This window comes from Streptomyces sp. NPDC093094 (assembly GCF_044754345.1).
In the GTDB taxonomy this organism is placed as follows: domain Bacteria; phylum Actinomycetota; class Actinomycetes; order Streptomycetales; family Streptomycetaceae; genus Streptomyces.
The window spans coordinates 54,541-68,470 of sequence record NZ_JBIVOX010000017.1 but is presented as its reverse complement, the minus strand read 5'-3'; the positions used below and the strand labels follow the sequence as shown (position 1 = coordinate 68,470).

The following is a 13,930-nucleotide window of genomic DNA, read 5'->3' as shown; positions in this document are numbered from 1 at the left end:
CTCCCCCCTGCGGAGGAGGCGGATCGTCGCGGAGCAGGAGGTGCGCGGGGCGGTGCACGCGAGAGCGTGGGGGCATGACGCAGACAGCCCCCGCATCGGCCTTCGGCTCCACGACACGCGCCCCACGGACGGACGGCCGACGGCGCCGGGTGCTGCGGGCCGTCTCCGTCGTCGCGTGCGTGCCGTATCTGAGCCTCAAGTGCGCCTGGATCGCGGGAAGCCGCATCGGCATCCCGGACGGCAGCAGGCTCCTGGACCATCGCACCACCCTGGCCGTCGCCAACGGGGTCACCGTGCTGATGGACGCGTGTGTGATCGTGCTGGCGCTGGCCCTGACCCGGCCCTGGGGGCTCCGGCTCCCCGCATGGCTGCTGGGCGTCCCCGTGTGGGTGGCGACGGGGCTGCTCGTCCCGATCATGACCGGTTTCCCGGCCCAGCTCGTCGTGCGGGCGTTCGGCGGATCCGCGGAGCCGGCCGGCGACGGGGGCGAACCCTTCCTGGACTCCTGGGTGTTCGGGGTCGTCTACGGCGGTTTCATCGTGCAGGGCCTCGCCCTCGGCGCGCTGTTCGCGCTCTACGCCCGCGACCGGTGGGGCGACCTGTGGCAGGGCCGGCTGTGGGACCTGCCGGGTGCCGTCGTCGGCGGCACCGGCCGAAGGACCGCCGCCGTCACGGCCGCCGTCCTCGCCCTGCCGCCGCTGACCGTGCATCTGCTGTGGGCGTGCGGCGGCACGGCGGGGCTCGGCGAGGACCGGACCGCCGGCCGCACCGGCGACTTCCAGGTGGTGGAGGCCCAGTCCGCCGTCTTCCTCGCCGTCGCCGCCGCCGCCGGGCTGATGCTCGCCTTCCGCCGCGGCCGGGCGCTGCCGGTGGGGGTGCCGCTCGCCCTCGCCTGGACCGCCTCGGCGGCGGCCTGCTGGGCGCTCTGGCAGGCGGTGGCCTCGCTGGTGATCACGGAGGACGCGGCGGAGCGGCCCACCTGGCAGATGGACCTCACCTACGCCGGCGGCATGACCGTCGGGACCCTCGTCGCGGGTCTGGTCGTCCGTTTCCTCGTCGCGCGTTCCGCGAGCAACAGGCGTACGGCGTGAGCGGGTTCGTCCGGGCCCTGTTCGGGCGGCGGGCACGCCGGCGGTGGATCCACCTGATCCTCGGCGGCGCGCTCGCCATGCCGTACTTCTTCGTCGGCCAGCTGGTCATGGGTCCCGCCCTCGACTCGCGCCATGTCTTCCAGGACACCGTCCTGCAGTTCGCCTCCTTCGCCGTCGGGCTGCCGCTGGCGGCGGTCACCTCGCTGTTCCCGCTGACCCGGACCCTGGAGTCGGGCGCCGCCCGCGCCCTGTGCGGCGTCGACGCGGACGCGCTGGCGTACGGGCCCGCGCGCGGCCGGGCGGCCAGGCGGCGGACGGCCGCCTGGTTCACGCTGCATCTGGGGTTCGGCGGGATCGTCTCCGGGATGTCGCTGGCCGTACCGCCGTTCGCGGCCGTGCTCGTCGCCCTGCCCGCCGCGTCGTGGCTGGCCGGCAGCCGGCTCGGGATGCCCGCCGCCCTGGACCGGACCTGGGTGCTGGCGCTGTGCCCGGCCGCCGGCGTGGCCATGCTGGTGGCGCTGGCCGGGTGCGCGGCGGGGTGCGGCGCGCTGCTCGCCCGCTGGGCGCCGGCGCTGCTCGGGCCCGGCCCGCAGGACCGGCTCGCGGCGGCCGAGGCGCGCGCCGCCGACCTGGCCGTGCGCAACCGGCTCGCCCGGGAGCTGCACGACTCCGTCGGCCACGCCCTCAGCGCGGTCACCCTCCAGGCGAGCGCGGCCCGCCGGGTGCTGGACAGCGACCCGGAGTTCGTGCGCGAGGCGCTCGCCGCGATCGAGGACACCACCCGGCGCACGGTCGGCGAACTGGACGCCGTCCTCGGTGTGCTGCGCGACGGCGACGCCCCCGGCAGGGCGCCCGCGCCCACGCTCGCCGACGATCTGGACGGTCTGCTGCGGCGCACCCGGGCGGGCGGGACGAAGGTCACCGCCGACGTCACGGCGGACCCGGTCAGCGTGCCGCCGATGCTGTCCCGGGAGGCGTACCGCATCGTGCAGGAGGGGCTGAGCAACGCGCTGCGGCACACGGGCGGCGGGGTGCCGGTGCGCCTGCGGCTGGCCGTGGCGGACGGCGGACTGGAGATCATCGTGGAGAACCCCGTGGAGCCCCCCGTGGCCGGGGCCGCGCCCTGCCGCCCCGGCGGCGGGCACGGGCTGCGCGGCATAGCCGACCGCGCCCGGCTGCTGGGCGGCACGGCACAGGCGGGGGCCGCGGACGGGACATGGCGGCTGCGGGTGCGGCTGCCGCTGACAGGACAGGGAGCCTCATGACCGACAGCCCGATCAGGATCGTGCTCGCCGACGACGAGCGCATGGTGCGCACCGCTCTGCGCGCCATCCTCACCGCCGAGCCCGGACTGGAGGTCGTCGGCGAGGCCACGACCGGCGCCGAGGCGGTGTCCGTCGTGCGCGAGGTGCGGCCCGACGTCGTCCTGATGGACGTCCGCATGCCGCAGACGGACGGGATCCGCGCCACCGAGCAGATCCTGGCGACCATGGCCGACCCCCCGCGGATCGTGGTCGTCACCACCTTCGAGAACGATGCGTACGTGTACGACGCGCTGCGCGCCGGAGCCGCCGGGTTCCTGCTGAAGCGGGCGGACGCCGACGAGCTGGTGCAGGCGGTGCGGCTGATCGCGCGCAGCGACACCCTGCTGTTCCCCGCGGCGGTGCGGGCGCTCGCGGTCGAGCACGGGCGGGCGGGCGGACCGCCCCCGGCGTGGGTGGCGCGGCTCACCGGCCGGGAGAGCGAGGTGCTGCGGCTGATGGCGGGCGGGCTGACCAACATGGAGATGGCCCGGCGCATGGAGGTCGGCGCGGCGACCGTGAAGTCGCATGTGGCGGCGGTGCTGGCGAAGACCGGGGCCCGCGACCGGACCCAGGCGGTGATCGCGGCGTACGAGGCGGGGTTCCTGAAGTCCCCGGCGTGACGAGGTCCCGCGCGCGGCGGGGCCCCTGGTGATCGGGCCCGCCGCGCGACGAGGCCCCTCGGTGACCGGGGCCTCCGCATGAGAGAACCATGAGAAAGCCGGGCGGAAGGAACGATCCGGTCAGCCCGCTCGTCCTGTGAACGGGATGAACAAGACGATCAGGCGCGCGTCGGTCTTCACTCTGCTGCTGGTGCTCGCCCTGCTGGTCAGGGCGACCTGGGTGCAGTTCTACGAGGGCCAGGCGCTGGCGGACGACAAGGACAACCGGCGGAACGCGATCGCGCTGTACAGCGAGCCGCTCGGCAACATCGTGGTGGGCGGGGAGGCGGTCACCGGCTCGGCCCGGACGAAGAGCGGCGACCTCAGATACAAGCGCACGTACACCGACGGCGAGCTGTACGCGGCGGTGACCGGCTACAGCTCGCAGGTCTACGGCGCCACCCAGCTGGAGGGCGTCTACCAGGACCTGCTCGACGGCACGGACAGCCGGCTGAAGAACGTGCTGGACACGGTGACCGGCAAGCGCGCCGACCCGGGCGACGTGATCACCACGATCGACCCGGACGTGCAGCGGGCGGCCTACGAGGCACTCGGCGACAAACTGGGCGCCGCGGTCGCGATCGACCCGGAGACCGGCCGGATCCTCGCCGTCGCCTCCACCCCGTCGTACGACCCGTCGGACCTGGCCTCGGGCGACTCCGACGCCTGGACGGCGCTGCGGAAGGACGCCGGCAAGCCGCTGACCAACCGCGCGCTGCGCCAGCCGCTGCCTCCGGGCTCCACCTTCAAGCTGGTCGTCGCCGCGGCGGCGCTGGAGGACGGGCTGTACTCGTCGGTCGACGACAGCACGAAGAGCCCCGACCCGTACCCGCTGCCGCAGTCCGACGACGAACTGACCAACGAGAACCCCTCGGCGCCCTGCGAGAACGCCTCGATCCGGGTGGCGCTCCAGTACTCGTGCAACAACGTCTTCGGCAAGATGGCCGTCGATCTCGGCCAGGACAAGGTCCGGGCGATGGCGGAGAGGTTCGGCTTCGGCGACACCGAGCAGGACGTGCCGGTGCGCGCCTACGAGAGCGTGTACCCGAAGGGCATGGACGAGGCGCAGACCGCGCTGTCCGGCATCGGCCAGTTCGACGTGACGGCCACCCCGCTCCAGATCGCGATGGTGTCGGCGGCGCTCGCCAACGACGGCGAGCTGGTCTCCCCGCACATGGTCTCCCGGATCACCGACAGCAACGGCGACGTGCTGGAGGACTACGACGAGGAGGCGTCCGGGAAGCGGATCGTGAGCTCCTCCACGGCCGAGCAGCTGCGGTCCGCGATGCAGACGGTCGTGGAGGAGGGCACGGGCACGAACGCGCAGATCCCCGGGGTCACGGTGGGCGGCAAGACGGGCACCGCGCAGCACGGCGAGAACAACTCCAGGACGCCGTACGCCTGGTTCACCTCGTACGGCAGGTCCGACTCGACCGGCAAGCAGGTCGCCGTCGCGGTGATCGTGGAGCAGTCGGACGCGACCCGCTCCGAGGTGAGCGGCAACGGCCTGGCGGCACCGGTCGCGAAGGCCGTGACGGAGGCCGCGCTGAAGAGCTAGTGCTGTGACCGGAAAGGTCTGCCGGAAGGCTCGCGGCGTCCGGTGCCGGGGGTACCCCCACGCCTTTCGGGCAGTGGGGGAGCATCGCAAGGCGGAGCGTCGCCCGCGTACTGGATGTACTCGGGTGATGCGACAACGCGGCGTGGGGGTACCCCCGGCCGGAGGCTGGGGGAGCGCCGTGCCGGGCGTCGCGAGCCGGTGAACCTTTCCGGTCACAGCACTAGGGCCGGACGGCTAGGCCAGCAGCTGCCGTACGGGGTCGATGGCGAAGTACACCAGGAACAGCGCCGAGGCCCCCCACAGCAGTCGGTGGACCTCCCTCGCCCTGCCGAGGGCGGTCCTGATGACGACGTGGGCGAGGAAGCCGGCGCCGATGCCGTTGGTGATGGAGTACGTGAACGGCATCACGGCGATGGTGAGGAAGGCCGGGACGGCGATGTCGTAGCGGTCCCAGTCGATCTGCTTGACCTGGGTCATCATCAGGAACCCGACCGCGACCAGGGCGGGGGCCGCCGCCTGGAGCGGGACGATGGTGAGCAGCGGGGTGAAGAGCAGGGCGAGGGCGAACAGAGCGCCGGTGACGAGGTTGGAGAAGCCGGTGCGCGCGCCCTCGCCGACACCGGCCGCCGACTCGATGTAGGAGGTCGCCGAGGAGGACGAGGCGGCCCCGCCCGCAACCGCGGCCGCGCCGTCGACGAGCAGCACCCGTCCGAGGTTCGGCACCTTGCCGTCCTCGCCGAGCAGCCCCGCCTCGGCGCTGACACCGACGACCGTGCCCATGGTGTCGAAGAAGTCGGACAGCACGAGGGTGAAGACGAGCAGGACGACGGTGATCACCCCGACGCCGGGCTCGCCGAAGGCGCCGAACAGGCTGAACTGCCCGATCAGTCCGAAGTCCGGGGTGTCCACGACCCGATCGGGCCAGGCGGGCGTGGTCAGGCCCCAGCTGTCGATGTCGGCGAGCGCGTCGACGGCGACGGCCAGCAGCGTCGTCGTCACGATGCTGATGAGGATCGCGCCCCTGACCCCGCGGGCGAGCAGGGCGAAGGTCAGCAGCACGCCGAGGCAGAACACGAGCACGGGCCAGCCGCCGAGGGTTCCGGCGTCGCCGAGCTGGACCGGGACGGTGGTGTCGGCGGCGTCCGGGATCCGGCTGACGAACCCGGCGTCGACGAAGCCGATGAACGCGATGAACAGGCCGATGCCGACGCCGATGGCCTGCTTCAGCGACTGCGGGACGGCGCGCATGACGGCCTCGCGCAGCCCGGTGACCACCAGGACGCAGATCAGCAGCCCTTCGAGGACGATCAGGCCCATCGCGTCGTCCCAGCTCATCAGCGGGGCGATCTGGAAGGCGACGACCGCGTTGAGGCCGAGTCCGGCGGCCAGGGCGAGCGGGAGATTGCCCGCGACGCCCATGACCACGGTCATCACCGCGGCCACCAGCGCTGTGGCGGTGGTGAGTTGGACCGGGTCGAGCGTCTCGCCGTGCCTGTCCTTCGCGCTGCCCAGGATGATCGGGTTGAGGACGAGGATGTAGGCCATGGTGAAGAAGGTGGCGAGGCCGCCGCGTATCTCGCGGCCGAAGGTCGAGCCGCGTTCGGTGACGCGGAAGAACCGGTCGACCCCGTTCGTCCCGGGGGGCCCGGCGGTCTGACGGTCGGTCACCTTCTCGGTCTCGGACATGGCGAGGCTCCTCGGGCTGGTCGGGCGGGCGGATGCTGGCTGGATTGTTCCCCTGTTGAACCTGGTTCAGGTTTTCCCCGTGTTACGGAATCGGGTTCGGGATGCCAACCGGCGTTCGAAGTCCCGTACGGATCGCTGATAAAGTTCCGGCTCCCGTCCCGGCGTACGGCCGTTCGACGACCGGGGAACCGCTGCGAGGAGATGCCGCCCGTGGGGACTGTCGTCGACGACGCCGCCTCCGTGGAGTTCCATGCCTTCTTCGAGCGTCACCACGCCGAACTGGCCCGTCTCGCCCATCTGCTGACGGGGGAGGCGGACGCGGCCGACGATCTGGCCGCGGACGCGCTGCTCGCGCTGTGGCACCGCTGGGACCGGGTGCGCGCGGCCGACCACCCGGTGGCGTACGCGCGCGGGGTGGTCGCCAATCTGGCCCGCACCCGGATCCGCAGCGCGGTGCGCGAGCGGCGCCGGGTCGCCCTGTTCTGGTCGCGCGGCGAGGACAGGGCCGAGAACCCGGACGTGGCGGGCTCGGTCGATGTGCAGGCCGCGCTGCGCCGGCTGCCGTTCCGCAAACGTGCCTGTGTGGTGCTGCGGCATGCCTTCGACCTCTCGGAGAAGGACACCGCGCTGGCCCTGGGGGTGTCGGTGGGTACGGTGAAGAGCCAGACCTCGAAGGGGATGGCCGAGCTTCAGCGGCTGCTCGGCCCGCAGGCGGCGCCCGCGAGGGTGCATGCGGCGATGGCGCGCGGCGGCGAGGCCGGAGGAAGGAACCGATGACGCGGGACGTGCACGACGAGCTGCGCGCCCGGCTGCACGAGGCGGCCGGCACGCATCAGCCGGACCGCGCGCGCATCCTGGCCGGGATCGAGCGCGGCATGGCCGAGCAGGTCCGCCCCGGCCGCCGGACCCGGCGGCACCCCGTGGCCGGCTGGCTGCGGGTCGCCGGGGCCACGGCCGCGGTCGCGGGTGTGCTGGCGGCCGGCGGCTACGCCGTGGCCTCCGCGGTCAGGGAGGAGGCTCCTTTGCCGCAGCGCGGTGCCGCCGTCTCCCCGGCCCCCACGCCGTCGCCGGACGTGACGAGCCGTCCGCCCGTCCTCCCCGCGGACCCGACGCCCGGCCCCGGCATCTCGCGCCGGCCCGACGGCTCCGGCGGTCCGGACCCCTCGGACACGCCGACGGCAGAGCCCTCGTCCCCCGCGCCCACGCCGTCCGCCGGGCCGCCGGTCTTCGGCGCCGAGGACGGCCCGCTGTGGTCGGACGGTTCGGTCGACCCGCACAGCAACGAGTTCTGGGCGCAGAGCAACGTCACGCTGAGGACGGCCGGCGAACTCACCGCGCTCACCGTGCGGCTGGAGGTCGCGCAGACCGGCGGGGTGTCCTCGACGGGTGCCTGGCGCTCGCTCCCCGAGCAGGACTTCACCCAGACGGTGCAGGAGCGGGACGGCTTCCTCGTCTACACCTGGACGCTCAAGGAGGGCCGCAAGGTCCCCGCGGGCCGGTGGGTGTTCGCCGGGCAGTACGACCATGCGCGCGGCGGCCGGGACGCCGAGGCCGACCGCTACGGCGCGACGGCCCGTGCGGGCTCCCGGAAGCTGTCCGTGGCGGGCGGTTTCGCGCCCGGCGGCGGCAACGGGACGGCGTCCGGCGGAGATTCGTAGAAAAAATCCCGCAGGACACGGCAACCCCTTCCCCGCCGGTGGCGACAAGGAGCCGCAAGGTTCCCCCACCACGCAAGGAATGGGTATGACAGCACGACCCGAACAGCGTGTCCGCCACCGGCGCCGTCCTGCGAGGCGGATCGCGGTCGTCGGCGGCACCGCCGCCCTGGGCATCACCGCGGCGGCGGTCGTCTCCACGACGATGCTGTCCTCGGCGGGCGCCGCCGGCTCCTGGCCGACGGCCACCGGCAAGAAGGCCGTGAGCAGCACCGTCAAGGTGTCCGGCAGCTACGACGGCAGGTACCGGCGCTTCTACGGCAGCGGCGCGCTGGGCGGCGGCGGCCAGGACGAGGACCAGGACCCGCTCTTCCAGCTGGAGGACGGCGCGGTCCTGAAGAACGTCGTCCTGGGCGCCCCGGCCGCCGACGGCGTCCACTGCCTGGGCAGCTGCACGCTGCAGAACGTGTGGTGGGAGGACGTCGGCGAGGACGCCGCCACCTTCAAGGGCAGGTCGGCGTCGGCCGTCTACACGGTGCACGGCGGCGGCGCCCGGCACGCCGACGACAAGGTGTTCCAGTTCAACGGCGCCGGCAAACTGGTCGTGACCGGGTTCCAGGTGTCCGACTTCGGCAAGCTGGTGCGTACCTGCGGCAACTGCAGGACGCAGTACAGGAACCGCCGGGTGATCATCAACGACGTGGACGTCACCGCGCCGGGCAGGTCGATCGTCGGCATCAACTCCAACTTCGGCGACACCGCCGCGCTGCGCAGCGTGCGCATCCACGGCGACGACAAGAAGAAGATCAAGCCCTGCACCCGCTTCCAGGGCAACAGCACCGGCGCGGAGCCGAAGGAGCTGGGCACCGGTCCCGACGGCACGAACTGCCGCTACACGGCCGCGGACCTCATGTACGAGTGATCATCCGAAGCCGCCGGCCGCCCCCCGGCCGGCCACCGGGCACGACCCCCATCGGGCCCGGAACACGAGGCGCCCCCGCCGATGACGATCCGCGGGGGCGCTTCGCCGTGCCGGTCCGGCACGGGGTCAGGGGCGTGTGCCGCAGGGCCTCCAGTCCCCCAGGTAGGTGTCGCGGGTGTGCAGGGCCGCCTCGGCGGAGGTCAGCTGGGGCCGGTTCCCGGGGACGGACACCAGCGCGCCGGGCCCGGTGTTGCGGTACTCGGCGAACCGCTGCCGCTGCCAGGGGTGGGAGCCCGACATGTCGGTGTAGGGCGCGACGGCGTCGATGCCCGCCGCGAGCCGGGTGTCGCGCACGATGAGCATCGGGCGCGCGGTGATGTCGGAGCTGGGCACCCAGGGGCGGGCCAGCTTGTAGAAGGCGTCGGGCGCCTCGCTGCTGACACGGCTGCGGACGACCAGGTGGCCGAGCGGGTTGGCGGACGCGGTGGAGGGCGCGAAGACGAAGCCGTAGGGCGCGGCCGCCAGGTCGGTGCGGTCCAGGGTGCGGAAGTGGCAGTGTTCGAAGACGGCGGTGGCCCGTCCGAAGACGAAGTCGACGTCGCCCTCGACGTAGCAGTGGGAGTAGTACTGCCGGGCGAACACGCCGAGCGCGGAGGAGTCGGCGTACAGGGTGTCCTGGTGGCCGAGGAAGCGGCAGTGGCGGAACGCCGCCCGGTCGCCCTGCACCTTGATCGCGACGGCCTGGGTCGCGGTGACACCGGGATGGCGGGCGCGCAGCCAGTCGTTGGCGAAGGTGATCCGGTGGGCGGTGAAGCCGTCGGCGCGGACCAGGGTGGTGGCGGAGCCGCTGGTGCCGTAGGTGCCGGACCCGTCGGGCCGGGGCGTACCGGCGGCGTTGTCGTACACCACCACGACGTCGCGGGGGTCCTCGCCCGCGCCGATCCAGGTCATTCCGGCGGCACCGGCCGGGACGGTCACGGTCTCGCGGTAGACGCCCGGCGCGAGGACGAGGGTGTGTCCGGCGTCGGTGGCGGCGTCCACGGCGGCCTGGACGGTGGTGAAGTCGCCGCGGCCGCGCGGATCGACGTAGAGCGTGCGTCCGGTGAGGCGGGCCTCCGGTGATCCGTGGCGGCCGAAGGGGCGGGCCCGCGGCCGGGCGGCGGCGTGGGCGGGCAGGGGCGTGAGCCCGAGCGTGGCGCCGGCGAGGAGGAATCCCCGCCGGGAGGGAGGACGAGAGGGCATGCGGATGCTCCTGCACGGTGCGGGCGTGAGGGCCGGGCCGGGGCGGACGCGCCCGGAGTGGGGCGCGGTGCGGACCGCCCCGGCCGGTTCGGGGCGGGTCAGCGCAGCTTGCCGGCGCCCGCGTGGTGGCGGACGATGCCGGGGACGGCCCGCGCCGGGTCGACCCGGGTGCGCAGGACGGGCGTCCAGCCCGCGCCGGACCGGAGGGTCTCGGCCGGGATCTCCGCGTTGTGCACGGCGATCAGATCGACGGGCCTGCCGTTGACGAGGTTGCCCGCCGCGGTGAGGGGGGCCTCGTTCCACTTCTTGAGGATCTTCGCCGGGCTGATCCCGTCCGGCAGCGTGAACGCGTTGTGCTCGGCGACGAGCTGCGACTCCTTGCCGACGCCGAAGCTGTAGGAGTACGCGGCGCCGGCCACGAAGTGGTTGTTGTACGAGTCGACCTGGCCGAAGCGGACCCGCGGCGCGCGCTCGACCAGGTTCCGGAACAGGTTGTGGTGGAAGGTCACCTTGAGGTGGCCGCGGTCGGTGGCGGTCGTGGCCGCGTTGTCGCTGTTGCCGACCAGGATCGTCTTGTCGTGGTCGGCGAAGACGTTCCAGGACGCGGTGACGTGGTCGGCGCCGCGGACGATGTCGAGTTCGCCGTCGTGCTGCTGGTACAGCATCCCGAAGTGGGTGGGGGCGGCGCTGTCGGGGCGGCTGCCGTCGGTGAAGGTGTTGTGGTCGATCCACACATGGGTGGATCCGTACACGACGGCGGTGTCGTACTCGGAGTTCCAGTTGCCCTTGCTGCCGTCGGTGGGGTCCCACTGCGGGAAGCAGTCGACGGGGCTCTCCAGGGCCAGGTTGCGGACGATGACGTTGTCGACGCCCTTGATCTGGAGGCTGGCGCCCTTGATCCCGGCGTCGCGCCCCACCCCGATGACCGTGGTGTTCGACGGCACCTCCACCTTGACGGCCCTGTCCTGGGCGGCGGCCGAGGCCCGCCGCAGCCCTTCGGGGCTGTCGTCCGGCTCGGCGCTCAGGTCGGTGGTCAGGCCCCAGGTCTCCGGCGCGTACTTCGCCAGGTAGGCGCCGAAGTCGTAGCCGGGCGCGGCGAACGCGTCGCAGCCCTGGGCGACCGCGTCGATCGTGCCCCTGACCTTGATGATCCTCGGCGCGCTGCCGCCCTGCGCGAGCGCGGCCCTGAACTCCTCCCAGGTGCGGACGGTGTGGACCCGCGCCGTGTCGGCGGCGGCACCTCCGGTGGTGCCGGACCCGTACGATCCCCAGCCGTCGTTCGCCGGCAGCACCTCCCGCGCCACGTCGTGCCGGGCGCGGGCGCCGGCCGAGGCGGGCCCGGTGACGGACAGCACCAGAGCGGTGCATCCCACCAGGACACCTATGACACGTGCATGACATGCAGTTGTACCCACTGTACGGTTCTCCTCGTCTCAGACGTCCGACGGCCAGGTGATCCAGGAGACCGGGATCTCGTCCTCCAGCCGGAGGACGTCCCGCGGCGCGAGCACCCGGGCCCGCACCGCCTCCTGTGCCACGAGCCGGGCCACCTCGATCGCGCCCGGCGGATTGAAGTGCGTGTTGTCCTGTTCCGTCCCGGTCCAGTTGAAGTACGCCCTGGTCCCCTCCGCCCCCAGCTCCTGCCACAGCCGCAGGGACAGCGCCTGGAGGTCGAGCAGCGCGACCCGCTCCCGCGCGGCCAACGCCCGCATCGCCGCCGGGTACTCCCCGTGGGTGGGCAGCGCCGTGCCCCCGGCGTCGAACCGCCGCCGCTCCACAGGCGTGACCAGCACGGGCCGCGCCCCTTCCGCCCGCGCCCCGTCGACGTACATCCGCAGATACTCCTGGTACGTCGACCAGGGCTCGGTGTACCGCGCGGGGTCGGCCGTCTTCTCGTCGTTGTGCGCGAACTGGATCAGCAGGACGTCCCCGGGGCGGACGACCCGCAGGATCGCGTCGAGCCGCCCTTCGTCGACGAAGCTCTTCGAACTCCGGCCGTTCACCGCATGGTTGGCGACGGCCCGGTCCCGGCGCACGAAGAACGGCAGCGCCGTGCCCCACCCGGTCTCGGGCGCGGCGGACACGTACTTCTGGGCGGCGGTGGAGTCACCGGCGATGTGGAGGGTGCGACGGCTGCGGCCGGCGTGCGCGGGCGCGGCCGCCGCGACGCCGAGAGGAAGGGCGGCGAAGGCCGCACCGGCGACCTGCCTACGGCTGAGGGACACGCGGGGCACCTTTCGACGGGCGGGAAGCGAAAGAAGAGGGCTGGGCCGCACCGGCATGCGGCTCCGCCGCGTGGGCGCGGCCAGCCTGGGACGGCCCGTGCCCGGCGACGCACGGACCGCTCCGCGGCGAGACCCGGCCCGGGTCAGCCCTTCTGCTGGTTCCACTCCGCCTGCGCCTCGTTCAGCTGCTCGGCCAGCCCGTCCAGGAACTCCTTCGCGCTCATGCTGCCGAGCAGCACCTTCTGGAAGTTCGGCTCGTTGTCGGCCTTGGAGATGGTGTTCCAGTCGGGCAGGTAGTACGGAAGCTGCACGATCGTCGTGGACCCGTCGGTCAGCGCCGCCGCGGCCAGCTTCGTCGGCTCCGCCCTGGACACCCACGCGTCCTGCGCGGCCTCGGTGTTCGCAGGCACCTGCCCGGCGGACTCGTTGAACTTCGAGTTCTCCGCGTGGGACAGCGCGAACTCGATGAACTTCCAGGCGGCGTCCTTGTTCTTCGAGCTCTTGAACAGCCCGAGTCCGTCCACGGGGTTGGACACCTGGACCCGCTTCCCGGAGGAGCCCACCGGCTGCGGGACGCCCCGGAACTTCCCGGCCCCGAGCGCCTTCACATGGTCCTGGTAGGAGCCCAGGTTGTGGTTCAGCATGCCGATCGTGCCGGAGTCCCACTGCGCGACCATCTTGGTGAAGTCGTTGTTCAGGTCGGCCGCGGGGGTGCTCTTCTTGAACAGGCCCGCGTACTTCTCCAGCGCGGCCACGTTCTTCGGGTCGTTCACGGTGGTCCTGTCGCCGTCCCAGAACGACGTGATGCCGGACTGCCCGTACGTCGCGTCCAGCGCCTGCGCGATCGACCCGGCCCCGCCGCGGATGGTGTAGCCGAACTCGTTCTTCCCGGCGGCGGTCAGCTTCGACGCGGCCGTGTAGAACGCGTCCCAGGTCGCCGGCTCCTCCAGTCCCGCCTTGCGGAACAGGTCCGTGCGGTAGTACAGCACGCCGTTGTTCGCGGAGGTCGGGATCGAGTACAGCGTGCCGTCGCCGCCTCCGGCCGCCTTCATGGACTCGACCATGTCCTTGTTGAGCATGCCCTTGAGGGCGGAGTTGCCGAGCCGGCCGTCCAGCGGCTCCAGCGCGTTCTGCGCGGAGAACCCGGCGAGCATCGCCGCGCCGACCCCTCCGACGTCCGGCAGCCCGCCGCCCTGGATGGCCGTGTCGACCTTGGACTGGTACTCGGTGGAGGCGATGCCGACGTACTCGACGTCGATGTCCGGGTTCGCCTTCTCGAAGTCGGCGATGATCTCCTTCCAGACGTCGGTGCGGACACCGCCGTTGTTGTCCCAGAAGACGACCTTGCCCTTGCCGCTGCCCTCGGCGCCCGAGCCGCCGCCACCGCTGCCGTCGTCGCCGCAGGCGGTGGCGGTCAGGGCGAGTGCGGATCCCAGGGCGACGGCCACGGCGGCACGCCTGCTTCTGCTGATGCTGGTCTTCATCGGTCGGCTCTTTCTTCCGGATCCAACGGGGGGTGTGCGGTCGTGGGGGGCCGGTGGGCCGCGGACGGGGCGACCCGAACGGCCGGTAAGCGCTTGCTGGAGTG

General features: G+C 72.9%; 12 protein-coding genes. 7 read left to right on the top strand and 5 right to left on the bottom strand.

Annotation, left to right across the window (positions count from 1 at the left end):
* The first annotated feature begins 74 nt into the window (after window positions 1-74).
* The 4 genes from ACIQGV_RS30330 to ACIQGV_RS30315 all read left to right on the top strand — a co-directional run bounded on the left by ACIQGV_RS30330 (window position 75) and on the right by ACIQGV_RS30315 (window position 4,612).
* Window positions 75-1,091 (top strand): hypothetical protein, encoded by a 1,017-nt coding sequence (locus ACIQGV_RS30330; RefSeq protein WP_402499979.1) that lies wholly within the window; start codon window positions 75-77, stop codon window positions 1,089-1,091.
* Entirely contained in the window at window positions 1,088-2,356 is a 1,269-nt protein-coding gene (locus ACIQGV_RS30325) for a sensor histidine kinase (RefSeq protein WP_402499977.1), read from the top strand. Before ACIQGV_RS30330 ends, ACIQGV_RS30325 begins: the two co-directional genes overlap by 4 nt.
* Window positions 2,353-3,015, top strand: coding sequence for a response regulator (locus tag ACIQGV_RS30320; RefSeq protein ID WP_402499975.1), 663 nt, complete (start codon window positions 2,353-2,355; stop codon window positions 3,013-3,015). Before ACIQGV_RS30325 ends, ACIQGV_RS30320 begins: the two co-directional genes overlap by 4 nt.
* Window positions 3,016-3,160: 145 nt before the next feature.
* The gene (locus ACIQGV_RS30315; RefSeq protein WP_402499972.1) at window positions 3,161-4,612 is read left to right on the top strand and encodes a peptidoglycan D,D-transpeptidase FtsI family protein; all 1,452 of its coding nucleotides are present in this window, start codon (window positions 3,161-3,163) and stop codon (window positions 4,610-4,612) included.
* Window positions 4,613-4,846: 234 nt separating this feature from the next.
* Here ACIQGV_RS30315 and ACIQGV_RS30310 read toward each other — a convergent pair whose 3' ends face one another.
* Window positions 4,847-6,298, bottom strand: coding sequence for an NCS2 family permease (locus ACIQGV_RS30310; RefSeq protein WP_402499970.1), 1,452 nt, complete (start codon window positions 6,296-6,298; stop codon window positions 4,847-4,849).
* Between the two features lie 210 nt (window positions 6,299-6,508).
* Between ACIQGV_RS30310 and ACIQGV_RS30305 the strand changes: the two genes are divergently transcribed.
* The 3 genes from ACIQGV_RS30305 (at window position 6,509) to ACIQGV_RS30295 (ending at window position 8,875) form a co-directional block, all read left to right on the top strand.
* A complete protein-coding gene (locus ACIQGV_RS30305) occupies window positions 6,509-7,075 on the top strand; it encodes a SigE family RNA polymerase sigma factor (protein ID WP_402499968.1) in 567 nt (188 codons plus the stop codon).
* A complete protein-coding gene (locus ACIQGV_RS30300; RefSeq protein WP_402499966.1) occupies window positions 7,072-7,956 on the top strand; it encodes a hypothetical protein in 885 nt (294 codons plus the stop codon). The genes ACIQGV_RS30305 and ACIQGV_RS30300 overlap by 4 nt, the downstream gene beginning before the upstream one ends.
* Before the next feature lie 85 nt (window positions 7,957-8,041).
* A complete protein-coding gene (locus tag ACIQGV_RS30295) occupies window positions 8,042-8,875 on the top strand; it encodes a pectate lyase (protein ID WP_402499964.1) in 834 nt (277 codons plus the stop codon).
* Between the two features lie 126 nt (window positions 8,876-9,001).
* Here ACIQGV_RS30295 and ACIQGV_RS30290 read toward each other — a convergent pair whose 3' ends face one another.
* The 4 genes from ACIQGV_RS30290 to ACIQGV_RS30275 form a co-directional block, all read right to left on the bottom strand.
* The gene (locus tag ACIQGV_RS30290; RefSeq protein ID WP_402499962.1) at window positions 9,002-10,117 is read right to left on the bottom strand and encodes a pectinesterase family protein; all 1,116 of its coding nucleotides are present in this window, start codon (window positions 10,115-10,117) and stop codon (window positions 9,002-9,004) included.
* A gap of 98 nt (window positions 10,118-10,215) precedes the next feature.
* Window positions 10,216-11,493 (bottom strand): polysaccharide lyase family 1 protein, encoded by a 1,278-nt coding sequence (locus ACIQGV_RS30285; RefSeq protein ID WP_402500185.1) that lies wholly within the window; start codon window positions 11,491-11,493, stop codon window positions 10,216-10,218.
* Window positions 11,494-11,550: 57 nt separating this feature from the next.
* The gene (locus ACIQGV_RS30280) at window positions 11,551-12,342 is read right to left on the bottom strand and encodes a rhamnogalacturonan acetylesterase (protein ID WP_402499959.1); all 792 of its coding nucleotides are present in this window, start codon (window positions 12,340-12,342) and stop codon (window positions 11,551-11,553) included.
* 143 nt (window positions 12,343-12,485) lie between these two features.
* Window positions 12,486-13,826, bottom strand: coding sequence for an ABC transporter substrate-binding protein (locus ACIQGV_RS30275; protein ID WP_402499957.1), 1,341 nt, complete (start codon window positions 13,824-13,826; stop codon window positions 12,486-12,488).
* Window positions 13,827-13,930: the final 104 nt, after the last annotated feature.

What these genes read in the sequence shown, in the direction of transcription:
- ACIQGV_RS30330 (WP_402499979.1), top strand. Translation starts at nt 75, where the DNA reads ATGACGCAGACAGCCCCCGCATCGGCCTTCGGCTCCACGACACGCGCC.
- ACIQGV_RS30320 (WP_402499975.1), top strand. Translation starts at nt 2,353, where the DNA reads ATGACCGACAGCCCGATCAGGATCGTGCTCGCCGACGACGAGCGCATG.
- ACIQGV_RS30315 (WP_402499972.1), top strand. Translation starts at nt 3,161, where the DNA reads ATGAACAAGACGATCAGGCGCGCGTCGGTCTTCACTCTGCTGCTGGTG.
- ACIQGV_RS30310 (WP_402499970.1), bottom strand. Translation starts at nt 6,298, where the DNA reads ATGTCCGAGACCGAGAAGGTGACCGACCGTCAGACCGCCGGGCCCCCC.
- ACIQGV_RS30300 (WP_402499966.1), top strand. Translation starts at nt 7,072, where the DNA reads ATGACGCGGGACGTGCACGACGAGCTGCGCGCCCGGCTGCACGAGGCG.
- ACIQGV_RS30295 (WP_402499964.1), top strand. Translation starts at nt 8,042, where the DNA reads ATGACAGCACGACCCGAACAGCGTGTCCGCCACCGGCGCCGTCCTGCG.
- ACIQGV_RS30290 (WP_402499962.1), bottom strand. Translation starts at nt 10,117, where the DNA reads ATGCCCTCTCGTCCTCCCTCCCGGCGGGGATTCCTCCTCGCCGGCGCC.
- ACIQGV_RS30275 (WP_402499957.1), bottom strand. Translation starts at nt 13,826, where the DNA reads ATGAAGACCAGCATCAGCAGAAGCAGGCGTGCCGCCGTGGCCGTCGCC.